The sequence below is a fragment of the Borrelia coriaceae genome (genome assembly GCF_023035295.1).
Taxonomy (GTDB): domain Bacteria; phylum Spirochaetota; class Spirochaetia; order Borreliales; family Borreliaceae; genus Borrelia; species Borrelia coriaceae.
This window is the reverse complement of sequence record NZ_CP075083.1, coordinates 25492-51409: the sequence shown is the minus strand read 5'-3', so window position 1 is coordinate 51409 and position 25918 is coordinate 25492. Positions and strand designations below refer to the sequence as shown.

The following is a 25918-nucleotide window of genomic DNA, read 5'->3' as shown; positions in this document are numbered from 1 at the left end:
ATCCTAGCTTTAATTATATAATAATAATTAATAAATACTTAAAATATGTGATAAGTATATGCACGTTACAATATAGTAAGTGGTATGTATAAAAAGGAGAAATATATGAATGAAGTAAATATTGCCTTTGATAGTCTTAATAATGTATTGATGAAATTTAAAAAAGAACTTGAAAATGAACGAATCGCATTTTCTCCCAAAGAGTTGAATATTAGTTTTAAAGGGGCATTAAATGAACTGTATTTCCCTTCAGACTTAGAAGAAGTTTATGCTGCATTAGGTTATGATGCTGAAGTGATTTGTAGCTTGAGTAAAGTGTTTGCCAACTTGAATTTTAAGTACATAGGAGATAGAGATACACGGGTTATTACTAATTTATTAAATGGTTTGATGCATATTGCACATTCAATTCAGATTCTCTTTGAGGACGTTTTAAATAGGACAAAATTGGAAATTCTTAAGTTTAGAGATGCATCTGATCTTGAAAAGATTACTAAGTATTTAGTTCAATTTATAGATGCTATTAAAGATTTAATGCCTCATATTGAAGCTGTGATAGTATCGGCTGCAACAAAGACAAATGAAGATGATATATTAAAAGAGTTAAATAGAGTCATCTCAAGTCCACAGGCCAAACTTAATAGGGGGATGCGAAATATTCATTATATTTTATTTGATGTAATAGAATTAGTTGATCTTTTATAACGAGTAGCATGGAAGCATTGGTGTTCTATTGATGATTTTATAATTGCAAATTAATTTTGTAATTAGGGGGTTAAGTGTTGATGCCTATTAGAATTAGATAATAAATATTGAGATTTTACATATGTACGTGTTACGAGTTTGTATGTAAAAGGAGACATGTATGCATGCAATAAGTCCAGTTTTTAATGAACTTAGTGGGGTATTAGTGTTGTTTAAACGTAAACTTGAAAATCAACGAGTGGCATTTCCTTCTTGCGAATTGAATATGAATTTAAAGGGGGCATTAAGTGAAATTTATTATCCTTCAGACTTAGAAAAAGTTTATGATGCATTGGGGTATGATGTTGAAATAGTTCGTACCTTAGGTCAAATATTTGATAAATTGGATTTCAGTAGTCTTTATGATAGAGATACAAGAACTGTGGTTAATTTGTTAAATAGTTTTATTCGTATTGGACATTCAATTCGTATCCTTTTTGATAATGTTTTAAATAAGACAAAATTAGACATGCTTAAGTTTAGAGATGCAGGTGATCTTAAAAGGATTACTAATTATTTAGTTCAGTTTATAGATGCAGTTAAAGATTTAATAAGCCGAATTAAGAATGGTATGGTATTAGCTGCATCAAAGACTGATGCAGAGGGTGTGATACGAGCATTAAATGGGAGTATTCTTGCAAGTCATGATGTGAGGCTTAGGAGCATGCTTCGCAATATTCATGGTCTTTTACTTAATATGATGGAGTTGATTGAGCTTAATATGGCTATTATTTAGGAGCAGAGTGAATATATGTTTTGCCTTAGTGCTTTAAAGTTTATTTAGAATGTAGATCTTTATTTAAGATATAATATAATAATGAATCTTATTATGTAATATAATATATTTTATGTTGTATTTGTGTGGACATGATAGTTAAAAGGAAGTGTGTATGAAAAAGTTTAGAATAATATTCTGCGTGATTAGCTTAAGTTTTGGGTGTACTGCTACTGATCGTCCTGATTCATTAATGGGTGCTAGTGGATCAAAAGCATTCTCAACACCTGATTTAGTACCGTTTATACAAAATACATTAAGTAAAGCTTGTGATGATTTGAAGTCATTAATTATCTATTTTCATCAGCAACTTTTAGTAGAACAAAAAGATATTTTCAATAGTGTTCCTGCTATGATTAATATTATTGACAAAGTTGTTGCTCCAGAATTATCAGATTATAGTGTTAGAGGTCATGCTAGGAATTACAACATTTATGTAGCTTTGGGTCATGATTTGCAACTTATGTATTTATTAAAGGGCGTACTTGCTGAATTAAACTTAAGACCAATTTTAAATGGTCCTTCTGTTTTGTTATTCGGTAGAGATGTTAAGGTTGCTGCTATGTTGTTATTCAATTTGGAGCAGGTTGCTTATTATATCTCTTCTCTAACTGATGTCTTGACTGAAGATAATTTAAGAAAGATTAAGATTAACAGGGCAACAACAGTAGAAGATGTGTCTCATATTACGTCGTGTTTATTCTTGTTTATGCAGGCAAGAGATGAGCTAATTAAAGATTTTAGACACATTATAGGTGGTGCTGCAATGGTAAAAGGCGAAAGACGATTAATGGAATCTGAGCTTAAGAAGATTGTTAATGATGGAGAGATTAAGAGAAAGATTAGTTATATTGGTGATTTGGCAAAAGATATTCAAGATATGGTTATTCAACTTACAAAAGTTACGCGTTAGATTGAATTATTGAAGTAGAAGTTGGCAAGAGGTGCAAGCATGGTTGAGTCATTAAAGTTTAATTGAGCTTGTGTTTTGTGTATGTGCTTAGCTATATCTTAAGTATTATTGTTATTTTAATTTATGTGTGAATTTATATATTAAATATTATATATAAGGATATATTAAATGGGGGGGATATTTATGAGAAAGGTTTGCATGGTGTTATGTGTACTTAGTATGCTTGCTTGTAATCGAGTAGATCCAAACGGATTGGGAATGGAATTAGGTCCAATGGGATTGAAAACAGAAGCAGATACATGTGATCGAAAAATGGTTATAAAACCTGTAAGGATTGATACCAGACATGTTGCCTTTTATAAGCTTGATAAAATAGTAAGAGAGGCTAAAGATGCTCTTAATAATCAAACATTTGTGGATCTAGGCAAAAAGCCTGTGTTTGATTTTTCTGTAGCAAAGTTATTTCCGGTTTATAAAAATGAAGATTTTATTTATGCGGGTTTAAATTATAATATTGAGGCTATTGAGAGTTTAGAGTGGATATTTAATACATTAGACTTAAAATCTAAGTCTGCTAATACTAAAGATGTATTAATTATTAATCCATTATTAGAATATATATCAGATGGTACAGTTGTACTTAGGAAATTTTTAAATAATCAATTGGATGAGGATGCCTTAGAACGACTTAAGGTTAATAAGACTGCTGAGGAGCTTACTAAAATTTATTTTTATTTAAGGTTAGCTATAGAGAGTAGGGCACACTTTATAGATAGACTTTCAGAGTTATTAATCGACATAGCCTCGAATAATCTTGATAGAGACACTATTGTATCAAGCATTATTACTAATGTTTTGGCGCCAACTGATCTGCGTGGTCACAGTATTGCACTTGAATTTAATTCGTTTAGTAGCGGGGAGATTTATCAATATTATGTCAGTATGCAAGCAATGATTCAGATACTATCATGTTTTGTTAAGCCTTAAATATTTGACTTTAAGAAAAAGATTAACATAAGAGATCTCATCTGTTTATTTGGTATTTATTGGTTGTTGCTCTTTTGTTCTTTAGTTTTTGAGTATTTTAGATTAATTAGGTTTAAGTAAAATTTATGATGTAGTTTAGCATATTTTATTTTACTAATTTGATTGAATTATATTATAATAATATATATTAAGATATATTAGGTATGAATAAATATTAGATCATTAAGAATGTAAGCTTAATAGAGGAGAAGAATATGAAAATATTAGGTTTGGTATTTTATTTGTGGTGCACAATATTTTGTGCATTAGTCTTGGGTGCTTGTAGAAATTGGACTTTGCAAAACGCATACAGACTTGAAGGCTTTCCATCAGGATGAAGGTTATAGTTTTATTGATGAGATTAGGTAATAGCTTAAAATTTTTAGGTCTAGGCTTACAAGATGAGGCTAATCGGTGTTTTGTAGCAGACTTTTCAAGGGGTTATTCCAGAAATTAAGAGGCATTCAATTAAAACCGAAGACCTAGTGAGAGTTGATTATAGATAAGTGTGAGAATCAAGTTAAGCTTTAAGCGACAGATAAGGAAACTTGAAAACGTGGGGATTTAAGAGAGGAGAATAGACACAAGTGGGGGTGATAATAGCTGTCTTAAGATTAAAGGCATTAGGTGTAAGCTTGATATTTTAAGAGGTTTAGCATAGTAGTTACGAATTTTATTCAGACAAATTGCTCTAAAAATTAAAATGTAGAACTTAAAAGTTAAATAGATTGTATTTATCTATTTTCTTTTTTATAGTACAGTTATTCGTAATAAAAGTTTTTGGAGGATTTGTTTAATTTCTTTGCAATTAAACTTGTGCATTTTTTTAAGTTTTAGTTAAAGTTATGGGTTAATTTAATTAGAGGTAGATATTATATTTAGTATAAATATATATTACATATTATGTGGTATTAGCTACATATGTAATATGTAGACTGTAATGGAGAGTCGTATATGAGAATATTTAATTTAGTTATGGGCGTTATGTCTTGTAATTTGGATGGGGTTGCAAGGAGTGATTCAGTTAAAAAAGTGTTTGATTCAAACGATCGCAATAATTCATTTTTACAACAATCTTTAAATATAAGTGCCAAAGATCGAGCTTTTTATGCATTAAAGACAAAAGTAATGTCTTATAGAGAAGAGCTTCAAGATGCATATGATAGTTTTGATTTAAGTGAGCTTTTATTAAATATTCCTTTCAAGAAAATTTCACCAGATTTCATTGCATCAGATAAGCAAGATAAGGTTTATGCTGGACTTGGGTATGATGTTGAGGTTATTAAGCAATTGGGAAGAGTACTTAGTAAATTGGATTTAAACGGTCCTCATTTCATAAATATCGATGCAGGTGTTGCTAAGAGTTTATTAGTAATTTTAAATAATATGACGGATTGTATTAGAACGGTTGTAAATTTTTATTTAAATGATGAAAAATTGTCTCAGATTCGAGCTAACAAGGATGAAGTTAGGATTAATGAGATTAATACCAATCTAGAAGAATTTATTAATATAAGCAAGCATTGTATGTCTACAGTTAAATCTCAGCTAATGGTTTTAGATTCAAAAATTACTAGAGAATCTGTGTTATCAGGACTAAAAGAAATTATTGATTATGAGGGAGATTTTGGATCTTCAGTTAGTTTAATGGGTGTAATTGCGGTTACGATTTGGAGTCTTGTTTGAAGAAATTTTTGAAGAAATTTAAGTTGGAGAAAATTAGTGTGTTTTAGGGTGTATTTTAAATTTAGTATAAGTTATTAATTAATAATTAATTTATTAATGTGTGCTCGTCCAAGATAGGCTAGTAAATTATCTTGGGTTTAGAGATAAGAGTTATTTCTAGATAATTTTAGAGTTGAAAATCTTTACCTTAAGGAGGTTGGAGGGGTATGTTAGTATATTTGAGATAAGTATTTATTATTCAATTTTTATTATAATTTTGACATTAAATTAGAATGTAGGTGTAGGTTTTGTTTAATATAATGTTATATTATTTTAATGTCTAAGATATGGTTTACTAAATTATATCTTACTTGACTTTAAAAAAGGAGAAATATATGAAACGATTTAGTATGGTATTTTGTGTATCGTGTTGCTTAATTGTAATGTCTTGTAAACAAGGTGCGTCGGCCCCTTTACAAGAACGTTTAAGAGATTTAAGTGACGTTGAGAGTGTTCAGTTTAATTTTGGCAGATGGGATATGAAACCTCTAAGCGACAGGTCTAGTTTGGATAGAGCGGGTAGGAAGATTAGGAGTTTGAAAGGGGGGGATATTGAAACAAATCTTCCAGTATTGCAAGGGAAAGTTCTAACAAAAGGCTTAGAAGTAGGTTCAGTAAATCCTGCACCAATAAAGTCCTCACCAGTAAGTCCTCCATCACAGAGTGCTTCACCAAAAAGTTCCCAGGCAAGAATTCCAACTTCAGTAGAGGATGCTTATGATAAGCTTGAGAGACGTTTGATGCATTACAGAGCAGATGCTCTATCTCGACGTGATCATTTGTATTTGGAGATTAATCCAATCAAGGCGTCTTTTGAAAATGTAAGTAAAAAGTTTATGTCTCAAGGTCAAACACCAGATTTTTATAATGCTTTAGCGGATGTTTATAATGCTTTAGGATATAACTTTGCTGCTGTTAAAAATTTGTTAAAGGCACTAGAGAAATTAGACATTAAAGATCTATATTATTCATCTACTGATAATAGGTCCCCTGTTATGGTAGCTTGTGAGAACTTGTTTGTTCTTATGAGGCAGTTTGGTAACTATACCAATAAAATTATTGATATTCATTTAAGTAGTTCTAATCTTGGGCGCATTAAGGCTAAGGGCAGTGAAGATGATATTAAGGCTCTTTCTGCTTGTTTAGATGAATTTATTCAAGCTAGAGAGGATGCATCACTTAAAATTCAAAGTAGTATAGAATCATTATTAATGTCAAAGGATAAACAAGATGCGTTAAAACGGATAAGGGAAATTGTTGGTTTAGAGAAAGGTGTTCATGGTGAAGTTCAGAATGCATCTTACTTGATTGTAAATTTTGAAGCACGGATAAAAGATTTACTTTATAAAATTTAATTGATTAATTATTTTGTAATTTAATTTGGGAGTTAATTTTAACTCCCTTTTTTGTATATATACAATTTATATTGTAATTTTTATTTAAAATAAAAAACTATGGGAATTAAAATTTTTTATTAGATTTTTACATAAATTTTCCGGTAAAAGGTATTTTATTGAGTTATATTGATACTAAGCGTTCATTATATAGATCTTTAAAAGCTTAAAAAAAGGAGAAGTTTATGAAGCGGTTGGGTGTAATATTTTTATATGCCTTAACTATCATGTCTTGTAAACAGGGTGAGTTGGCAAGTGGAGCTGCTGCTGAATTTTCAATTATGGATCAAGCGGAAGGTTTTTTAAATCGTTATTCTGATCCAAGTCAAGCAGATTTATCTTCTAATAAAAAGTCTTCAATTTCAGATAAGTCAAAAATTTTAGATAAGTCAAAGGGGGATGCAAAAGTTAAAGATTTGCCCAAACCCTCAGACGGAGATCTGAAGGTTGAAGATAAAAAGGGAGATGGTGAGAAGGCTGAGGGTAAAAAGGGTCAAGATAAACAGGAGCAAGATAAACAAGGTAAGGGTGAGAAGCTTGAGGATGGAGGAGATAAGGGGAAGGAACATGAAGATATAAAGGGCAAGGGTGATGCAAATATTGAAAAGGGAGGCAAAGATAATAAGGCTCATGAGAAAAAGGATGAGTTGCAACCAAAGATTAAATTAGCAGAACCAGCACAACCACCCCCCCCACCAGTTGTTAAAAAAACAGCACAAGAAGCTTATGCTGAATTTGAGGATAGAGTAATAAAGTATAAGTCACAACTTATAAATGAGCGTAAACGATTTGATCCAAAGTATTATGCATTAAATATTCCTTTTAAAATGGTCTCACCATTTTTTGTATCTGCAGAGCAGCAGTCAGACATTTATGCTGCTTTAGGAAGTGATTTGGGAGTTGTTTTGGAATTGGAGAGAATATTTAACAATTTAGATTTAAAATATCCACCTTCTTATACCTACGGTGATACTAAAGTAGCTGATCATTTGTTTAATCTTTTATTGAAGATTTCAGATTATACAAGGAATCTTGTTAATATTCATTTAAGTAGTTCTAATCTTGAGCGGATTAAGCATACCAAGAGTGTAGAGGATATTATTGCACTGGATGCTCTTTTAGAAAACTTTATAAGGGTGAGAGATAAGGCAGTAAAGACAGTGCAAGATCAAATAACATTATTAGCATCAAAAAATAAGGGCGAGATGTTAGATGGGCTTTGTAAAACTATTGGTTTAAAGAGTGGTTCTGATAGAGAGATTCAGCATGCGGCTTACTCTATTATAGCAATGGTAGCTCGAATAGCATATTTAGTTAAGTAGTTTGTGGTTAAGAAGGGTATGGATAGGGAGGGGGGCTTGTAGATCCTCCCCTTTTTTTAGTATTTCTTTAATCTAGTGTTCAGGCAATGAGTGCATTCCAGTCCAGGTTATTTAAGTCATTATTTTAAAATAAGGTTTTTAAAGGAAATTAATTAATAATCTATGATTTTCTTTGGGTATAGAGATGTTTCAAATTTTTTTGATTTTCTGGTTTCTTTTTAAAGATAAATTAATTATGTTAAATATACCTTTAAAAAAGGTATTTAACGTATTTTTTAGATTTAAATCATTTTTAACGATTAAATTAATCTCTATTAAATTTTAATTATTTTTATTTTAAATTATTGTATAACTGAAATCATGCTTTATATTGGTTAATAGTAAAATGCGTTAACTAATATATTTTGTTATGTTAGTTTGTTAGATAGTAAATAAAAGGAGAATTATATGGGAAAAATCAGTACTTTAATTAATACTTTATTATGTATATTATGTTTCTTAAGTGTGTTGACTTGTAAACAATACGAGCCTAAGCCAACGAATAAAAAAAAGGACATTATCCAATCAAATAATAAAGTAGCTAAGGCATCCTCTAAAGTGGCATCTGCTGAAGAGAATAAAAAGAATGATCAGGAAAATCGGTTGCCCCCGCCAGCACCACCATTAGTAATAGGACTTAAGGGTGATGGTGGGAATGAGATTCAAGAGATAATAGTTGAGAGCAGTTCTGATCCCCCTCCACCTGTTTTAAAAAGGTCTGATGTAAAGACAGCCGAGGAGGCTTACAAACTATTAAAGGATAAAATAATTGAATGTGAAACTAAGCTTGAGGATGAGCGTGTTAAGTTTGATGATGAGAAATATTTATATGGTCTCTTTTATGATGCAATATCGCCAGACTTTGAAGATCCTGATAAAAGAGATGTAGTTTTTGCTGCTCTTGGGTATGATGTTGAAGTTCTTAGGGCACTGGATAATGTATTAGATGTAGTAACGTCTGATACAGACGAACATAATCCTGTTCTTTATATGTTGTTTAAAAATTTTACTGAGATTACGGAATTGACTGAGGAAGTCTTGGGTGATATCTTGATTAATGAAAATTTAGAGGCAATTAAAACCAGAGGTATGGATTCTATTCTTAAAATATATTCTAGGTTAAAAAAATTCATGTCAGAGAGAAGAAAATTGATAAATAAAATGAAAAGGCAAATCATGTTAGCAGAGTCAAGTACTGATATTAAAGTGATTGAACAGCGATTCTTTGAGATTATTAATTATAAGACGGAAATTAATGATAAATTAGTGGCTATGAGGAATTTGAAGTTTGAAATATTAAATCTACTTCATAGTTTAAAATAATTAAGTAATTTAAGAGAAAATTTAGTTAAAATTAGTTAGGGCTAGCTATAGGCCCTATTTTTTTGTATTTTAGACATTTAACTTTAGTTAAAGATTTTATTTATATGGCATTTGGGTATGTGCATTTTAATTATTATAGTTATCATCATAATATGATATGATAATTAATATAGATAAATATTGTTTATTATATTGGTATGGATATTATTAATGTTGATTTAGGAATATTTATATGTGGTGTGTTTATTTTATATGGGAAAAGTGTAATTTAGTAGGAGTTTTTTTAATGGTACGATCATGTATGGTAATGTACTTTATAATGTCCTTAGGGTTTATTATGATTGGATGTTCTATTTCAGCAAGTCTAGCAGATTCATTAGGTTTATCTGGGTCAAGGGGACTTACAGGTCCAGTAGGTCCTACAGGGGCTTTGGGACTTAGGGGAGATGCAGGAAAGGAATTGGGACGGGGTGATATTGCAATATTAGGGGCAGACTTAACAAGACTTAAGCATTCATATAATAGCAATATTGAGAGATTTGATTTACAAAAGGGTGATATCGATACTAAGGCGCTCTTTGAGCATAGTGCATTTGGGGATAAATTTAATCTAAATAATCCGAATAACCAAAGAAATGCTTTTTATGCAAGTTTAAAGTATGACATTGCAGATATTAAGATAGTAGAAGGAATTGTAAAGATATTAACAAATCAGAGTGATGATATAGTTAAGTTTGAGGCTATGTCTTTATTGTCAGCTTTAAGTGACAGTGCACAGTTTGTTAGTCAGATTATATCTTTCTTAGAGGTTGAGTTAGATTTAATAAAACAAAGTAAGAACATAGCAGGTGTTAGTGAACTTAATTTTCTCTTAATGATGGTTTTCAGGCAAAGGGAAGATGTATTAACTAGTGTTAAAGAGATACTAATAGAGGTAGAGCCTTATTTAAGTCAAGATCCTATTGATGTTCCAAAAATTAGAAGTGTATTAAAGCCAATTATCAGTTTGGATGGAAGAGTTCGTACAAAAATTTATAAAAGAGGTATTGGGATTAATAATGAGTCCTTACAAACTTTAAGAGCACTAATTGAGAGCAAAGTTAATGAATTAAGATCGGCATTAGTGCCATAGTATTGTGTAAGAGCTGGTAAAAGGAGTTTTTTAATGAAAAGAGTATGTATGGTAATATGCCTCTTAAGCACCTTTTTGGGTTGTTCAGGTCCTGCTGGACCACGGGGGTTTATGGGGGATAGAGGCCCTGATGGCAATCGTGGTGATATTGGTCATGGTTTGCGTGGTGATTTTGAATTGCTAGAGGCAAGTGTTTTTCTTCTTAAGTCGTCTTATGATTATAACTATAAGATATTAGAGCCAAATAAGGCAGGTTTTGATACAAGCATTCCATTTGGACTTGATATATTTCAAAATGAGTTTAGCACACAAGAGAGTAAAGATTATGTTTACGTTGCTTTAAATAATGATGAGAGATATATTAATATATTAAAACAAATTATAGAAAAATTAACAAAGCCCCCTGCTAATAGTCGTGATAAGGATGCTGCTAAGAAGCTTTTGTTGGCTTTAAGAGATAGTGCAGAGTGTATTCATCAGGTTATAAATTTATTTTTAACGAGTTCTGGTACAGTTAAGTTCGTTAATAATGATAGGTCTTTTATTACTGAACTTAATGTCTTTTTAATGATGATATTTAGGCAGAGGAAAAATGTGGTAGATGATATTAAGAAGATATTAAGCAAGGTCGAGCCATCTTTAACTATGGGTAATATTCCAAACTTTAGAAATGAATTTAAGTCAATTACTGAGCCTGATGGAGAAATTTATAAAAAGATTTATATTGGTGCTGATAGCTTGAGGGGGTTGAGAGGCATTATTAAAAATAGAATTGATGCATCTAAGTGATTATGAGCTTCGTAAAGTAGTTTATAGGATAGTTAAAGGAGTTTTTAATGAAAAAGATATGTATGGTAGTATGCATCTTAGTCGCCTTAGGATTTGTAGGGTGTGTTGGTCCTGATGGCCTGATTGGACCATGTGGTCCTAAAGGAGCTGATGGGAAGAGGGGATTGCCAGGTCATGATGGACGGAGTGATATTGATTTGTTGCGGGTCAATTATTATCATCTTTTAAGAATTTATGATATTAACTATAAGGCATTTAGTGCAAGAAAGGCCGATTTTGATAGAGATATTCCATTTATTAGTATTGAGTTTGGGAATGAATTTAGGACAGAAGAACAGAGAAATAGTGTTTATGCTGGTTTAGGATATAGCATTGAATATATTGAGATAGTAAAACAAATAATCATTGCATTAAAAAAGATTGTTAGTGATGCTAATAGAGAGCATGCTAGGGGCTTGTTGTTGGCTTTAAAAAATAGCTCAGAGTACTTTCATGACGTTATAGAGATTATGAATTCAGAAGATATGATAAGAAGTGATGTTAATTTGTCTAGACTTAAGAGGGGTAATAATATGGAAGATGTTAATGAACTTAATGCTATGTTAATGGAGCTTTTATACAAAAGGGAGTGTGTGATAAGTGATATTAAAGAAATTTTAGATTCAACAAAATTATTTTTAGTTGACCCGTCTATTATACATCATATTGCAAATATTAAATTTAAATTGAAAGCAATTGTCTCTTTAAATGGAAAAGTTTATAAGAAAATTTATACAGGTGAGGAGAGTTTAAAAGGTTTAAGAGATGCGATTGAGAAAAAAATGCTACTCTTAAAACAAACATTAGTACCGTAGTGGTGCATTAGGGGGTTAGATATAGTAAATATATTATAAATAATTAGTACTAATTGTTATAATAATATTTATGTATTTATTATCAGTAAGGTTTTTATGTGTAAATAACTTTATATGTAAACAGAAAATATAATAAATCTAAAGGAGGTATTTAATGCAAAAGAGGTGTATGGTGATGTACGTTATAATGTCTTTGGGGTTTTTAATTGTGGGATGTTCTGATCTCTTAAGTCCGCAAGTTGGTCCATCAGAGAAGAGTTATGATGTTAATGCTGCTGTTGCATTGTTAAAGATAAAATACAAGAATTTTAAAGGTTCATATTTTGCTAATAAGCCTATCTTTGATCCCCAAAAAGTAAAGATTCCATTTAACCATGTTCATAATAATGTTCCTACATTTCCTGATTTTAATGATGAGGTTAAGGATCATCTTTATGCTGGTATAGGTTATGATCAAGATTATGCTTCAAAATTGGAAAATATAGTAGGTAAGTTATTGAATGCTGTTGATAATGCTGGTGAATATCTTGCTGCTGCTAAGGCTTTATGTGATGTTTTAAGTAATGTTGGGCAGTATTTTTATGACGTTATAAGTAAAATTGGGCCTGGGGATATTTTAGACAGGGATAATTTAGACAAAATTGTGGCTAGCAAAGATGAATATGATCTTGTTGAGCTTGTTGCTCTTTTAGATAGGATGTTATTTCTCAGATATAATGTGATAGACAAAATTGGAGATATATTAGTTTTAGCAGATAAGGCTCAAGGTATTGCAAATATTAAAGATTGTTTGTTACCGATTATTGATAATAATGCTAATCTTTATAGGAGCATTAATGGTAATACTACAGGAAGCCTTAAAGGCTTAAGAGATGCAATTGAGAGAAGGGTTGATCAGATATTGGGAAATTAAAGTATTTGTATTAAAGCGATATTATAGATTGATATTATATATTGATTTGGTATTGAGAATAACCTATGTTCACAGTTAACTTAAAACCCTCTACATAAGTGTTGAGTAGAGGAGAGGGGAATATTTAATGAAAAAAATGTCTATGTTAGTTTGTATATTTGGTATTTTAGGCTGTGGAGTCAGCAGAGAATCTTCAGTTAACGTAAGTATGTCTACTGGATTTAGAAGAGATGTTGGATCTTTAGTTCCATCAATACCCCCACCACCTAGAACAAGATACCCACAGGTGGTAGTAGCTTATGATGCATTAATGGTGAGTTTGTCTGCTCTTAAAGCTTCTTATAATGAAAATCGTGATTCTTTTTTGCCCAGAAAGTCTTCCTTTGATGATAATATATTTAATCAGTTTGAGGCAGATTTGGGTAGTGATGAGGCGAGGGATGATGTTTATGCTAGCTTAAAGCATGAAGTTGTGTCCCTTGAAAACTTAGAACTAGTTATAAATATTTTGACATCTTTTGGTGAGAATCAGTTAAATAGGGAGTTTGCTTTGCGTTTATTGTACCGTTTAAGGGCTAGTGCAATGTACATCAGGGAAGTTATTGATGAGGATGAGGGGATTTTAAATCAGGATAATTTAAATGTACTGTTACTTAGTAATGATTTAAAAGGTATAACTTTACTTAAGTCTTATTTAGATGAGATGCTTAATTTAAGAAATGTTGTAGTAGATATGGCAAAAGGTATGCTTTTGAGTGCAGCAGGAGCAGTAGATGATGTTGAAGTTTTATCTTTACTTGCATCTATTATTAATTCTCAAGGTGCTCTTAAAGAGAGCATTAATTCTTCTGCAAAACAAAGCTTAAGGGATTTACGTACTAAGATTGAACATTCGGTTAATGATTTAGTGTTAGGGGTTGTAAGGGCAAAGTTTTAGCATATTTAATTTTAAGTCAAGTATTTACTGTTTAAGTGTAGGTGATATTGACTTTTAATATTTATTTTTTTATATATTAAGCTTTCTGTGTATAGTGGCATGGATTGCTTTTTTTGATATACGTTTTACTGTATTTTAATTTAAACTTAAATATTAATTACAATATTGTTAATTTAATGAAGTGAACTACACTAGAAGAAATAAAGCTGAAAATAATAAATTCTATTAATCAATAATATATTAAATCTATTAATTAATCATTATATTGGGCAATCATTGATTAATGATTATTCAATGTAAGAGTTAAGGTTAATTTAAAATAGTTTAATATATTATGTACCTCTTAGTATTATTACTGTTTGGTATGTATGTGCGAAAAGAGAGGCTATTTAATGAAAAAAATATATATGATAATTTGTGTCTTTGGTTTTTTATGTCTAATGTTAGGGTGTCCAGTGGATTTTGGATTGATGAGAGGCACTTTGCCAAGCACTAAAAAGAGTCATAAAGGAGGCTATAAGGGAAGTGTTAAAAAAAATCATAATTTGTTGCCAAAGCCTAGTAAAGCATTTTTAAGCGAACTAGTAATTAGGGAATCTAAAAATGGAGATTCTTTAGGTGAGAATGTAAAATTAAAAATACCAGTAAAGATATCAGTAGATCCAGCTTATGTCGCATTACTTGAAAGTTTGGGCAAGCTTAAATCTTCGCTGAATTATGAGATTGAAGGATTTGATGCCTCTCGGTTTGATAGTATATTTAGCGTTTGGGATAATAAAGGAGTTGAGTCTAGAGATGGTGATTCTGATATAGAAAGGGATAAAAATAACGTTTATGCTAGTTTAATGCAAGACGTTGATGCATTAAATAATTTAAAAATAGTGGTAGACAACTTAGTAAGTGATGATGGGCATGATGAGGACTTTAATACTGCTGTTAAATTATTAAGTAATCTAAAGAGTAGTGCTGAGTATGTAAGTGATGTTACTAGTGGTGATTCTGCAATTTTGAGTGAAAATAATTTGGCTTTACTTAGCGGTATAAATAATACAGAAGCTATAGGAGATATTAAGAATATATTAGATATTATGTTGTTGGTACGCAACAATATAATAGAAAGGGTTAAGATATTGCTTAGAGGAGCAGCAGGATTGGCTAATATGCGAGTAGCAGCACGGTCTAATATTCGAGGGTTAAACTTGCATCTTGATAAGATTATTAAGGAGAATGAATTTATTTATGAGAGTATTTTTTCTACTAAGGAAATTTTGGGGTTAAAAGGGTTAAGGGATCTAATTAGAGATAAAGTAGATAAGTTGATATAAGTAAGATTAATATTAGTTAAAGGTGAGTTAGGCTACTTGACCTTAATTTGATTTGTACTTTTAAATTAAAGTTTGAATTAAAGTTAAATTTCGATTGCAGATTTTATATTATTTAAGTATAATAAATATTACAGGTTAAGCCACCACCTGATCCAGCTTGCGTGCTTTAAGGCGTAAATTAAAGACGTAGGCTGGCTTTTTATTGATAGTAAATGATAACTCATATGTTAATCAAACGAGTTAATTTTTTTATGTTGTCATGTAATTTTACAGATAGGTATTGTATTTAGAATTTTTTTTTGTATAAGATGAATGTTTCAAGTAGTTTCCATTTATTATTGATATTATTAGTGATAAAAAGATATTATAAAAAAAAGGAGAATATATGATAAAAATAGGTGTGATTATAATTGGTATTTTGGGGTTAATGCTGCTAAGTTGTGTAGCTAGTGCTCCAGTTCCATTTACTACGCCCACTAATCGTCTTACAGGAGGTTTGAGTGCTCCTGGTTTATCTTACCTAAGTGTATACGAAGAATCAGTGCCACAAACGCCTTATACCATATTGCTTGAAAGCTTAAAATTGTTTAGGGATTCAGTAAAGAAGCCTGCAGAATTTGATCAAACTATGTTTAATAGTATGTTTAGTGGTTTTGATTTGTACTTTAAGAGAGATGATTTTTACTCAAGGAATTGTGTTTACCTTGGCTTAAATTATGATATTTCTTGTCTTGATGTAGTAAAAAAAATTATATATGCATTGTTAAAAGACTCTGATATTTCTGATGGTAAGGATTTGGCTGAGAATTTGTTGATACTCTTAAGAGATAATGGAAGCTGCATTAGTGATGTTGTTGAAGATGATGGTGAGATTTTGAGTAATGTCAATTTAGATATGTTGCAAGAGAGCAGTAATGTAGAGCTTATCAATTCTATTAATTTTGATCTAGATAAATTTTTTGAACAAAGGAAGCGTGTGCTTGAATTATTGAAGGAAAAACTAAAGGATATGGAAGGTTTAGAAGGGGGCGAATCAATTAAGAATGCAGTGGATATTATTTTAGATAAGAATGGAGAGATTGTAAGGGTAATTGAGGTTGGTAATGATAGTCTGTTAGGTCTAAGGAAGAGTATTAAGAAGAAGATTGATGATTTCAAAGAGCAGCAGGCGCGTTTGAAGAAGAAAGGTAAGAATAAAGAGATAAAGAGAGGGAAAGATATAAAATAGGCTAGAGATATAATGCCATGAATTTGCACAATACTTTTGTATTTAAAGTTTGTGTCTTTAAGCACTTTGTATTTAGGGTAAGTTAAGTACATATAAGTATATATAAATAAATGTTAAGATAGATGTTAATAAATATTAAGTTAATTAATATTAAGCCTACATACTGATGTAGGCTGTATTTTTGTTTATCTTAGCTTTAGAGAGAAAATTTAATGTAATTTGTGATTTAAATTTAGTTATTTAATATTATTAATTAATGTCATTATGTTATAATAAGCGTAAAGATATATTTAAAAATGTACTGCGTAACATCAAGTTTAGGGTTTAATTCAATAGAGTATGAAGGGGAATATTAATGTGAAAAGAATATGTATGGTATGTTTACTGGATGTGTTAATGTTAGGATGTGGATTTGGGAAGAATTTTTTTTCTTCTGCATCTCATGATAAATTAGAAAGTCACACAGGTATGAATAGGTCAATAGAAGAGCAAGAAGAGAGAGCTTATGCTGAATTACTTGCGAGTTTAAGATTGCTTCAAGAGTCATTAAATTATAAGCTTGAAGTGCCTAATGATTTTGATCTTGAAGAACTTGTTGATGAAATTATTGCTATGAATCAGTATGAAGAGGTTAGTTCTGTAAATTTTAGCAAAAATATCCAAATTGCTCTAAATTATGACAGAGAAACTTTAAATAACTTAAAATCAATAATAAAGGATTTAAGTCATGATAATCATAAATTTGCTTTGGAGTTAATGAATAATTTAAGTGTGTTTGGAGATAATTTAATTAATGCTTTAGATAGGATTGATTCTGATAATTTTTTGAGCATGCTTAAAGAATCACAGGATGTCTTAGGTTTAATTTCAATAAAAGTTATACTAGATGATATGCTTGAAAAAGGCCAGGAAATGGTAAGCTTGCTTCAAGGCATAATAAATAATTCAGTGTTATTTAGTGATGAAAATGAGATTAAAAAATCGTTAGAATTGATTGATGCTTTTCAATGTGCTTCTAGTAGAGTTTGTGTTTTATGTACAGAATTTAGAATAATGAGTTTTAAATTTGTAGATAGTGTATATTCTCTTGATAAGCGACATTAATTGCAACCTAGTTGCAGGTCTTATATTATTAATTGTAATAAATATTACAGGTTGAGCCACCACCTAATTCAGTTTACATATTTTAAAGTTTAATTTAGATATGTAAACTGTTTTTTTATTGTATCAACGTACCATGTTAAATTATTTTAATTGTTTATAAATTGTATTTATTTGTTACTAATTTGGGATATATATTAAGTTTTAAAATAAATAATTTATTTTTAATAAATATAATTTATTTTTATTGTTATATGTAATTAATGGATATATATTGTAGTTTACAACCTATTATTCCTAGATTTTATCTATATCTATATGTTTAGAGTATAGATAAAAGTATGGTTTAGAGATAAAAAGAGATAGAGATCAAAAATGATAAGGAGAATATTAATGATAAAAATATCTTTTCACATATTTATATTGAGTGTCTTGGGTCTTGTGATGTTTGGATGTGCGCCTGATCGTATACCCGTAAGTAGTAGTGCTGTTGTTTCTGTAAAGCCTACACCGATCGAAATAGGTAGCATAGTGCATCATAGCGATGAGAATAGCGATGAGAGGGATGGATCATTAGTAGAAGAGGAGCCTGAGAAGGTACAAGTAGTTAAGGCTGTTAATATTTTAAGAGAAAAGATAGCCAAGTTTAATGAATCATTGAGAAATGCTTACTATAAGTTTGAGAAAGGTGAGAAAAATTCTGCTTATTTTAATGCACAAATTACATTTGTGCATGATCATTTTACAAATGATTGGTATGATGCTCGTCCAAATGAAGATTCTTTTAAGATTCACCAAGATAGGAACATGATTTACCCTGCTTTAGGGTATGACGTTCGTGCTATTAGTCATGTACAGTTAATAGTAAATGAATTAACAGGACCTAATGCTATAAGGTTAGACGCCATGTATGCTGAGGAATTACTTGACTGTATACATGATATGTTCGTGCATGTCCGTAGCGTTGTGGATGAGGGTATTGGTATTTTAAGACCTGACCATTTAGATGTACTAGAAAATAAAGCCTCTCTACAAGATATTGCTTATCTGCAAGAGAAGCTGGATTGCTTATTTAAAAAAAGGCTTGAGTTGATTGAAGATATTAAAATATTACTAGCAGCAACAGTAACAAAACTGGGTGATAATCAAAAGATGCGTAATAAATTTTCTGAGACAATTGTTGGGAGTAGTGCACCTATTTATCTTAAAATTTATTCTTATGCAGTTGATGGTAAGCCTTCAAACATTATTGATATGCAAGGTTTAAGCAATGATATTAAGTATAAAGTTATAAATATAGCACCAGAGTTGGAATTTTATCATTGAGTATAGAGTTTATATGGAACCATCCTTATAAGAAGGATGTGTTCTTTTCAGTTGTAATCTTAGTTGGATTTAAAGGGGTTTGAAGCTTTTGTTAGTCCGCATACTAAAGTTGTATGTGAGCTTGCAAGATGTTTATATAGATGGCAATATCAGAGCTAATTAGTTGTGAGAGTTAATTAGTAAAGATAATTTGTAAAACAACGAATTAAAAATTTTTACATTAGTTGTGATTAATAATGATTCGTATATAATAACAAATACAAAGATATAATATATTATAATATATCTTGTATTTTTAAAAGAATAGAGTTTGGTAACAAAAATACCAGTTTACATTTTTTAAAGAGGTAGTCTGGATTAGGTGGTGGCTTGGCTTTGGAAATTTAAATTTTTAATTTTACGTAAAAGCAATAGGAAGCACAATGAGAGATTTTATGGAATTATTCACATAAGTTTACTAATGTGTTTTTTAGTGGAAGTGGGTTTACGATCTTTATAGTTTCTTTCTTCTGTATATTTGCTTTTAGCCTTTGTGGTAGAGTTGCCCCATCTTTTTATGCATTGATCTTTAAATATAGTGGTATGTATATGGTTTTAAATGTTGTTATACATTATGGATTAAGTATTGATAATGTTATTGATACAGGATGAAGAAAGGAGAACTATGTATGATAAAGTTTGGAATTGGTTTTTATATATTTGCTGTTGGCATTGTCTCTTGCAAGCAAGACGTAAGTGATACTTCGAGCAGTACGGGTCAAACTAGAGTAGTATTACCAGAGGTTGTTGTACCTACAAATTCTTTAGGTAAAGGTAATGAAGTATTAAAGCCTGAAGGTCCTCTAGCTTCCCAATCTTCTAAGACAAGAGATGCAGCTTACATTGAATTTAGACAAGTCGTGGATAAATATAAGAAACAATTTGAACGTGAAATTAAGAAAGTTAATCTTAATGATGAGCTTGAAGAGAGAATGAATTTCCTTTTAAACGTGTTAGCAGAGTATGAGACCCCAGATGAGCAAAACTATGTGTACACGGCTCTTGAGCATGACGTTGATCTGATTGAGAAATTAAGTGTAATACTTGACGCTTTATACAATGCTAGTGTTTCTGTTTCTCAGGATGATCAGTCAAATTTGGGAGTATTGGCAAAATTGGCAAATTACGTTTATGCAAATTTTATATTTATTGAAAAGGGATCTATTGCTTTTGATTTATGTCTAGTTTTATTTGAGCTTACACATTATGCTTATCAGGTTTTATATAATTGTTTTGATGAGGCTAATTTAACAGACATTCAGTCTGCAGATGAGTTTATTGCAATGTCTGCTCAGTTAGATACAATAATGATGGCAAGGGCTGATGCTATTTCTAAGGTTAAGGACCAAATAGTAGTAGCAGCAGCAAGTGTGAGTGATATAGATAAGCTTATAGAGGAAATTGAAAAGATCACTAAGGATGGAGAAGCTGCTTCTGCATTTATGCATATGAAGGAGTCTACTGGAGGATTTTGGGAGCTTAAGTATAAGAGGGGTTTGGATGCTTTTGATGTAATATCTAAGAGGCCTTTATATTTGTAAATTACATTTTCTCAATCCGTGTCTTCTTATTTAAGAAAGTGTTAATTTAAAAATGATAAAATTTTACTGGTAAATTTAAAAATGTTGGTTATTCATTATTAGAGTTAATTTTATTTAATTTCAAACGTTTCACTTATTTGCGTATTTTTACGTGACTTTTTTTAAGTAAAAAATAATTATTTTTGTAGACATACTTGTAATTGTAACTTATAAATAGAGGCTTTTAAGTCATTTATGTTGTTATTACAAGTTTATTTGCTTATATTTCATAAATTATTTAATAATATTATTTTTATAAATTGATTTAATTATAAGTTGATTTATTAATTATATTAATTGCAAATTTATTTATGTATTATTTTTTGATAATTATTAAGGAGAAGTGAGTGAAAACATGTAGTGTGTTAATCTGTTTAATTAGTATTATAATCATGACGATGGCATGTAAGCCTGATGTATTTAATCAAAAGCCGAATGTAGATTTAGATAGGATGATTACTAAAAATACGGTAGATCGGTCAACAAATACAGTAGATCGGTCAATAAGTGCAACTTTAAATAAGTTAGTTAAGCCATCCCCTCCATTATTTAAATCAACTATAGAAAGTACAGTTGGAATGCCTATAAGAGTAGATAATCAAGAGGAAGATGGTGATAGTGAGGATAATGGTAGTGCAGTAGGTAATAGAAAGAGTGAGGTTAATAAAGGTAGTGAAGTAGATTATAAGGGGAGTCAAATAGATAATAGGGGGAGTATTATAAGTCAGGCTGAAAAAACGGAACAAGAACAAGCTTACAGAGCATTCCTTATGAGAGTAGAGTATTATAAGGAGTTGCTTAATCCTGTATTAGATTCAGCTTTGGCTGAGAGGGTAGGATTTGATCCTAGTGTTTCTTTCTTTGATGGCCAGAAGGTTTCTAGAGACTTAGAACAATATGTTGAGCATTCAAAAAGAAAGAATATGATTTATGTCACTTTGGATAATGATGTTGGGGATATTCAAATTGTAAAAAAGCTAGTTAAAGAGTTAGACGTATCAATACCTGAGAGTGATCACAGATATTTGGGTAGTGAGACTCAGCTTGTCTTAAATATATTTACTATATTGTGTAGTGTTACAGCTTATGCCTTTGAGAACTTAAATATTAATTTGACTGATGAAAACTTAGCTTTAATTGGTAAAAAATCTGCTTCAAGTATTCGTATGCTTGATGTTAAGTTAGATAATTTTATTATCTTAAGGAAAGAAATTATAGGTTTAATACGCAATAAGTTATATGCTGCAATAGATCATAAAGAGAATAATCGTTCTAAAGAGCGGATGATGGCTCCATTGAGATCAATGGTTAATACAGGCAATGGACGCTTAGAGCCGATAATTATGAAAGTGGACTATTTGCGAAAAAATTTACTTGAAATGAGGTTTTTAATTGGTTATCTAAAGTGAGGTGATTTAAATGAAATGGGTAATATTTTTATCAATATTAAGTTATTATGCATTATTTTTTTAATCTAAAATTGATGAGATATAAACATGAACATTTAAAAAACTAGTTTAGATAGGAGCTTAGATAAGATGCGCTTAGGATTTTTGTTTGGTTTTCAATATTATTTTAGGCTTAAAGATGTGTTTATAATTGTATCATTAGTTAGTAAGGGTGTGTTTGTAGTTAATTTTTTAAAAGATATAATCAATATAAACAAAAGGTTAAGCCACCTATCAGCTTGAGGAATCAAGCTGATATTTAAACATTGTTTGTTATGAATGGACGAAACAAAATTGTGATAACTTTAAATTATATATAATGTATTTATTATTATAATGTAATTTGTATTATATAAGATTAATTATTATTTGTATAGTGTAAAAGCTTGAAAAGGAGATATTTTTATGAAAAAATTTAGCATATCATTTTGTATATTGACTTTGATCGTGTCTTGTGGTTTGGATAAAAAATTGGTTGGTAAATTAAGTGAAAATAGAGACCATATAATACCTGATGGCTTAATAACTCCCAAATTAAACGGTGGCAAAGAAATATTTGAGAACCCAAGCTTGTTAGAGGGTAGAACAGACTTACCTGTTGACCGGGTGAATATAGATAGTATTAATCAGTCAGATAAAGATAATATTAATTCGGTATGTGCACCTTATGAGATATTGGTGGCAGAAGTGAGGCAATTTAGTGATTCACTTAAAAATTTAAGAGTCAACTTTGAGCAAAGTGGTCATTCATTCAAGATTCCTTTCAATGAATTTTTAGGATATTTGGTCGATCCAAATACACATTATGATGTTTACGAGAGTTTAGAGTATGATGCTAATCGTATTAAGCATTTGGAGAATATATTAGATTCATTAGGTTTAATTATAGAAGAGGGTAAAGTTTTTAATTGGGATTATGATAAATTCAATTATAAAATAGTTATGGGCGATGTACTGCGCGTTTTGAGTAAGGTTGCAATTGTTTCTAGAGGAGATGGTCAGATGTATTTAAGTAATGATGTTTTGGGAAAACTTAAAGAATTGTCAACTGAAGATGAAATAAAAAATATTACATTGCAATTACGTACATTGATTAATGCTCGGGCAAGCATATTACTTAATATTAAAAAGCATATAGAAGACGCGGCTAGTACAAATGATATACCAACAATATTGTTGCATTTGCAAAATATCTATCATGAGAGTAAAGGGATTAATCCGTTGCTTAAACAGTTTGACCAAGCTTTAGATAGGCTTAAGAATTTGATTAAGAGAATAATAAGTAATTAAAAATTAATAAAAAAGGAGGCACAATAAGTGCCTCTCTAATTTCTTATTTATTTGTAAAGGCTTAGTTTAAAGCTTTGTCAATATTTTTAACTAATAGTTTACTTTTAAAGTATCTGCAATGTTTTTAGCTAAGCTTTCAAGTTTAGGAATTTCATTTTTCAATTCTGTATCATACTTAGATTTTGTATACTTGATCAATTCTTGATTGCTGTTTTTTATGTTATTAGTATTATGATCATACGCATGAATAATGTTAGTAATAGTAGTTATCCATTTGTTTCTTAATTCATAAACTTCATAAAGATTTTGTTTGATATCTTTTAATTCTTGAAGTTTTAAATTCTTAAGATTATCTTTTTTGTCTTGTATTAGATTAATTATCCACTTAAAGTCTGAGTAAGGGTAATTTATTCCTGTTAATACGATTGTTTTTGTCAAATTGAGATTGTTGCCGTGTATTGCTAGTTTATTAAGGATTTCACCAATTGTTTTAAGTTTGTCTTCTTTCCATTCTAATGATGAATAAAATATTTCTCTTATCTCTTTATTTTCAGGAGATTGTAAGTTTTTATTATTTTGAGTATTGGTTAAGTATTTAAATACTCCGGATTGCATTCCATATTGGTTAACGTTTTCAGTATTATTTTTATAGTCTTTTATTGAATTTATCCCTTCTTGGGTTTTTTGTATTATCTGCTCTATTAGTTCTTTTTTTTCTCTGTTTTCTTCTGATTCTACTGTATTTTCTTCTTTTGAACTTTCTTGTGATTGTCTTTGTTCTTGAGCTTGTTGTGTTTGAGTTGAGCTTTCATTTTGTGTAGGTAGCATGTCTTCTTTTTCAAGTGCTGTTTGTTCATCTTGTGTTTCTTCTGGTGTTATATTTTCATCTTTTATTTCTTGTTTTTTATTTTTTGCTTCTTCTTGTGTTTTATTTTCATCTTTTACTTCTATTGCTTTTATTGCTTCATCTTTTGCTGTTTGTTTATTATGTTTTATTTCCATTGGTTGTTCATTTTTTAATTTTTTTATCAATGTAATATTGATATTAGGCAATTGTGTACTTAGAGTTAGGCTTTTTGCATCATCGCCTTGAGCTATTTGTGGTTTTCTAAGAGTGTTTGGCTTTCCCATCTTCTTTAAGTCACAGCTTGTGAACATAACTACTGTTAAAGCAAATGTAATGAAAATATTATTTAAAATGTTGGATCTCATCAGAGATTCTCCTCCCTTGTATTATATTAATACGATCATCAATTAAGAATGATTCCTATATAAAAATGTATAGCATATAATTTAAAAACCAATTTTATTAAAGAAAAAATATTATTTTTTATTATAAGATTAGTTTGTAATATTAGTTTTGTAGTATCAATTGGTGTGTTGGTTGGCCTTATGTCTTTTATTTGTGGTATTTATATAAAAAAGGAGGCACAATAAGTGCCCCTCTAATTCTTTATTTATTTTTAAAATCTTAATTTAAAATCTTTGCAATATCTTTAGCTAGTACCTCAATTTTAGGAATTTCATTTATTAATATTGTCTCATAGTTAAAATTTATGTGAGTTATTAAATTTTGAGTATTATTTTGTATGTTATTAGTATCATATGCAGCAATGATTTTATCAATAGTATCTATCCATTTGTATCTTAATTCATAAATTTCTTCAAGGTTTGATTTAATGTTTTTTAATTCTTGAAGTTCTAAGTTCTCAAGACTATCTTTTTTGTTGTATATAGTGTTAATTGTTCTAGCAAAATGTAATTGAGGGTAATTTGCTCCTATTGATACGAGTGTTTTTGCCAAATGATTATTGGTGTCAGATTGTGCTATTTTGTTAAGGATTGTTCCGAATTTTTTAAGTGTGTCTTCTTTCCAATTTAGAGATAAATAAAATATTTGTCTTGCTTTTGTGTTTTCATTAGATTGTAGTTTTTTTTCATTTTTAGTATTAACTAATATGTTAAATACTCCCTCTTTCATTCCATATTGGTCATCATTTTCAGTGTTCTTGCTATATTCGTTTATTGAGTTTATACCTTCTTGAGTTTTTTGTATTATCTCCTCTATTAGTGTTGTTTTTTCTCTGTCTTCTGTTGGTTTTACTATTTCCTCTTCTGTTGGGTTGTCTTGTAATTGTTTTTGTTCTTGATCTTGGTGTGTTTTAGCTGGGATTTCATCTTGTATAGGTAGTATAATCTCTTTTTCTTGTGTTGTTTGTTCATTTTCTGTTGTTGCTGGGGTTTTATCTTCTTTTTCTTGTTCTTTTTGTTCATCTTGTGTTGCTTCTGGTTTTTTATGTTCTTTTGCTTCTAGTTTTTCATCTTTTATTTCTGTTGCTTTTGTTGCTTCATCTTTTGCTGGTTGTTCATCTTTGACTTCTGTTACTAATTCGGCGTTGGTATTAGGTAATTGTGTACTTAAAGTTAGTATTTTTGTATTATCACCTTGATCTATTTGTGGATTTGTAAGAAAAGCTTGTAGCTTGCCCATGTCTTTTAAGTCACAGCCTGTGAGTGTAAGTGCTGTTAAAGTGAATGTAATGAAAATGTTATTTAAAATATTGGATCTCATAGAGATTCTCCTCCCTTGTATTATATTAATACGATCATCAATTAAGAATGATTCTTATATAAAAATGTAATGCATATAATTTAAAAACCAATTTTATTAAAGAAAAATATTGTTTTTTATTAT

23 protein-coding genes are annotated in these 25918 nt (G+C 30.0%); 21 read left to right on the top strand and 2 right to left on the bottom strand.

Translation table 11 applies throughout. The annotated features are described in order from the left end of the window. The first annotated feature begins 105 nt into the window (after positions 1 to 105). From bcCo53_RS05790 to bcCo53_RS05695, 21 genes are all read left to right on the top strand, one after another. Positions 106 to 705, top strand: a complete 600-nt coding sequence (locus bcCo53_RS05790) for a hypothetical protein (RefSeq protein WP_025408486.1) — start codon at positions 106 to 108, stop codon at positions 703 to 705. A 160-nt stretch (positions 706 to 865) separates the two neighbouring features. Beyond that, a complete protein-coding gene (locus bcCo53_RS05785) occupies positions 866 to 1480 on the top strand; it encodes a hypothetical protein (RefSeq protein ID WP_025408487.1) in 615 nt (204 codons plus the stop codon). 154 nt (positions 1481 to 1634) lie between these two features. After that, a complete protein-coding gene (locus bcCo53_RS05780) occupies positions 1635 to 2432 on the top strand; it encodes a hypothetical protein (protein ID WP_025408488.1) in 798 nt (265 codons plus the stop codon). A 183-nt stretch (positions 2433 to 2615) separates the two neighbouring features. Then, positions 2616 to 3419: a hypothetical protein gene (locus bcCo53_RS05775; RefSeq protein ID WP_155806406.1), complete on the top strand. Its 804-nt coding sequence runs from the start codon at positions 2616 to 2618 to the stop codon at positions 3417 to 3419. 254 nt (positions 3420 to 3673) lie between these two features. Further along, positions 3674 to 3796: a hypothetical protein gene (locus tag bcCo53_RS08740; protein WP_277813757.1), complete on the top strand. Its 123-nt coding sequence runs from the start codon at positions 3674 to 3676 to the stop codon at positions 3794 to 3796. A 616-nt stretch (positions 3797 to 4412) separates the two neighbouring features. Next, positions 4413 to 5144 (top strand): hypothetical protein, encoded by a 732-nt coding sequence (locus bcCo53_RS05770; protein WP_025408490.1) that lies wholly within the window; start codon positions 4413 to 4415, stop codon positions 5142 to 5144. A gap of 374 nt (positions 5145 to 5518) precedes the next feature. After that, entirely contained in the window at positions 5519 to 6538 is a 1020-nt protein-coding gene (locus bcCo53_RS05765) for a hypothetical protein (protein WP_025408491.1), read from the top strand. Between the two features lie 224 nt (positions 6539 to 6762). Beyond that, positions 6763 to 7899 carry a hypothetical protein gene (locus tag bcCo53_RS05760; protein WP_025408492.1) on the top strand — a complete coding sequence of 379 codons (1137 nt, stop codon included), beginning with the start codon at positions 6763 to 6765 and terminating at the stop codon, positions 7897 to 7899. 447 nt (positions 7900 to 8346) lie between these two features. After that, positions 8347 to 9261, top strand: a complete 915-nt coding sequence (locus tag bcCo53_RS05755) for a hypothetical protein (protein WP_025408493.1) — start codon at positions 8347 to 8349, stop codon at positions 9259 to 9261. Positions 9262 to 9547: 286 nt separating this feature from the next. Further along, positions 9548 to 10393 carry a hypothetical protein gene (locus bcCo53_RS05750; RefSeq protein WP_155806405.1) on the top strand — a complete coding sequence of 282 codons (846 nt, stop codon included), beginning with the start codon at positions 9548 to 9550 and terminating at the stop codon, positions 10391 to 10393. Positions 10394 to 10426: 33 nt separating this feature from the next. Then, entirely contained in the window at positions 10427 to 11182 is a 756-nt protein-coding gene (locus bcCo53_RS05745) for a collagen-like protein (RefSeq protein ID WP_025408495.1), read from the top strand. Between the two features lie 47 nt (positions 11183 to 11229). Continuing rightward, on the top strand, positions 11230 to 12036 hold the full coding sequence (locus bcCo53_RS05740) for a collagen-like protein (RefSeq protein WP_025408496.1): 807 nt from the start codon (positions 11230 to 11232) through the stop codon (positions 12034 to 12036). Positions 12037 to 12190: 154 nt separating this feature from the next. Beyond that, positions 12191 to 12949 (top strand): hypothetical protein, encoded by a 759-nt coding sequence (locus bcCo53_RS05735; RefSeq protein ID WP_025408497.1) that lies wholly within the window; start codon positions 12191 to 12193, stop codon positions 12947 to 12949. A 127-nt stretch (positions 12950 to 13076) separates the two neighbouring features. Next, entirely contained in the window at positions 13077 to 13886 is an 810-nt protein-coding gene (locus bcCo53_RS05730) for a hypothetical protein (protein ID WP_025408498.1), read from the top strand. Between the two features lie 455 nt (positions 13887 to 14341). Then, positions 14342 to 15211 carry a hypothetical protein gene (locus bcCo53_RS05725; RefSeq protein ID WP_155806843.1) on the top strand — a complete coding sequence of 290 codons (870 nt, stop codon included), beginning with the start codon at positions 14342 to 14344 and terminating at the stop codon, positions 15209 to 15211. Between the two features lie 385 nt (positions 15212 to 15596). Beyond that, positions 15597 to 16439, top strand: a complete 843-nt coding sequence (locus bcCo53_RS05720; RefSeq protein ID WP_028328172.1) for a hypothetical protein — start codon at positions 15597 to 15599, stop codon at positions 16437 to 16439. A 357-nt stretch (positions 16440 to 16796) separates the two neighbouring features. After that, the gene (locus tag bcCo53_RS05715) at positions 16797 to 17543 is read left to right on the top strand and encodes a hypothetical protein (RefSeq protein WP_155806404.1); all 747 of its coding nucleotides are present in this window, start codon (positions 16797 to 16799) and stop codon (positions 17541 to 17543) included. Positions 17544 to 17933: 390 nt separating this feature from the next. Further along, positions 17934 to 18866, top strand: coding sequence for a hypothetical protein (locus tag bcCo53_RS05710; protein ID WP_025408503.1), 933 nt, complete (start codon positions 17934 to 17936; stop codon positions 18864 to 18866). Between the two features lie 668 nt (positions 18867 to 19534). Further along, positions 19535 to 20446 carry a hypothetical protein gene (locus bcCo53_RS05705; RefSeq protein WP_025408505.1) on the top strand — a complete coding sequence of 304 codons (912 nt, stop codon included), beginning with the start codon at positions 19535 to 19537 and terminating at the stop codon, positions 20444 to 20446. 386 nt (positions 20447 to 20832) lie between these two features. After that, positions 20833 to 21894, top strand: coding sequence for a hypothetical protein (locus bcCo53_RS05700; RefSeq protein WP_025408506.1), 1062 nt, complete (start codon positions 20833 to 20835; stop codon positions 21892 to 21894). Positions 21895 to 22338: 444 nt separating this feature from the next. Then, positions 22339 to 23223: a hypothetical protein gene (locus bcCo53_RS05695; RefSeq protein ID WP_025408507.1), complete on the top strand. Its 885-nt coding sequence runs from the start codon at positions 22339 to 22341 to the stop codon at positions 23221 to 23223. Between the two features lie 90 nt (positions 23224 to 23313). On the opposite strand, the gene bcCo53_RS05690 is transcribed toward bcCo53_RS05695, so the two are convergent. Together bcCo53_RS05690 and bcCo53_RS05685 are read right to left on the bottom strand one after the other, a co-directional pair. Then, positions 23314 to 24435, bottom strand: coding sequence for a complement regulator-acquiring protein (locus bcCo53_RS05690; RefSeq protein WP_025408508.1), 1122 nt, complete (start codon positions 24433 to 24435; stop codon positions 23314 to 23316). Between the two features lie 259 nt (positions 24436 to 24694). Beyond that, positions 24695 to 25795, bottom strand: coding sequence for a complement regulator-acquiring protein (locus bcCo53_RS05685; RefSeq protein WP_025408509.1), 1101 nt, complete (start codon positions 25793 to 25795; stop codon positions 24695 to 24697). Positions 25796 to 25918 lie beyond the last annotated feature (123 nt).

Bases quoted from the DNA above. Each gene is read 5' to 3' on its own strand.
- bcCo53_RS05790 (WP_025408486.1), top strand. From the start codon at position 106: ATGAATGAAGTAAATATTGCCTTTGATAGTCTTAATAATGTATTGATG.
- bcCo53_RS05785 (WP_025408487.1), top strand. From the start codon at position 866: ATGCATGCAATAAGTCCAGTTTTTAATGAACTTAGTGGGGTATTAGTG.
- bcCo53_RS05780 (WP_025408488.1), top strand. From the start codon at position 1,635: ATGAAAAAGTTTAGAATAATATTCTGCGTGATTAGCTTAAGTTTTGGG.
- bcCo53_RS05775 (WP_155806406.1), top strand. From the start codon at position 2,616: ATGAGAAAGGTTTGCATGGTGTTATGTGTACTTAGTATGCTTGCTTGT.
- bcCo53_RS08740 (WP_277813757.1), top strand. From the start codon at position 3,674: ATGAAAATATTAGGTTTGGTATTTTATTTGTGGTGCACAATATTTTGT.
- bcCo53_RS05770 (WP_025408490.1), top strand. From the start codon at position 4,413: ATGAGAATATTTAATTTAGTTATGGGCGTTATGTCTTGTAATTTGGAT.
- bcCo53_RS05765 (WP_025408491.1), top strand. From the start codon at position 5,519: ATGAAACGATTTAGTATGGTATTTTGTGTATCGTGTTGCTTAATTGTA.
- bcCo53_RS05760 (WP_025408492.1), top strand. From the start codon at position 6,763: ATGAAGCGGTTGGGTGTAATATTTTTATATGCCTTAACTATCATGTCT.
- bcCo53_RS05755 (WP_025408493.1), top strand. From the start codon at position 8,347: ATGGGAAAAATCAGTACTTTAATTAATACTTTATTATGTATATTATGT.
- bcCo53_RS05750 (WP_155806405.1), top strand. From the start codon at position 9,548: ATGGTACGATCATGTATGGTAATGTACTTTATAATGTCCTTAGGGTTT.
- bcCo53_RS05745 (WP_025408495.1), top strand. From the start codon at position 10,427: ATGAAAAGAGTATGTATGGTAATATGCCTCTTAAGCACCTTTTTGGGT.
- bcCo53_RS05740 (WP_025408496.1), top strand. From the start codon at position 11,230: ATGAAAAAGATATGTATGGTAGTATGCATCTTAGTCGCCTTAGGATTT.
- bcCo53_RS05735 (WP_025408497.1), top strand. From the start codon at position 12,191: ATGCAAAAGAGGTGTATGGTGATGTACGTTATAATGTCTTTGGGGTTT.
- bcCo53_RS05730 (WP_025408498.1), top strand. From the start codon at position 13,077: ATGAAAAAAATGTCTATGTTAGTTTGTATATTTGGTATTTTAGGCTGT.
- bcCo53_RS05720 (WP_028328172.1), top strand. From the start codon at position 15,597: ATGATAAAAATAGGTGTGATTATAATTGGTATTTTGGGGTTAATGCTG.
- bcCo53_RS05710 (WP_025408503.1), top strand. From the start codon at position 17,934: ATGATAAAAATATCTTTTCACATATTTATATTGAGTGTCTTGGGTCTT.
- bcCo53_RS05705 (WP_025408505.1), top strand. From the start codon at position 19,535: ATGATAAAGTTTGGAATTGGTTTTTATATATTTGCTGTTGGCATTGTC.
- bcCo53_RS05695 (WP_025408507.1), top strand. From the start codon at position 22,339: ATGAAAAAATTTAGCATATCATTTTGTATATTGACTTTGATCGTGTCT.
- bcCo53_RS05690 (WP_025408508.1), bottom strand. From the start codon at position 24,435: ATGAGATCCAACATTTTAAATAATATTTTCATTACATTTGCTTTAACA.
- bcCo53_RS05685 (WP_025408509.1), bottom strand. From the start codon at position 25,795: ATGAGATCCAATATTTTAAATAACATTTTCATTACATTCACTTTAACA.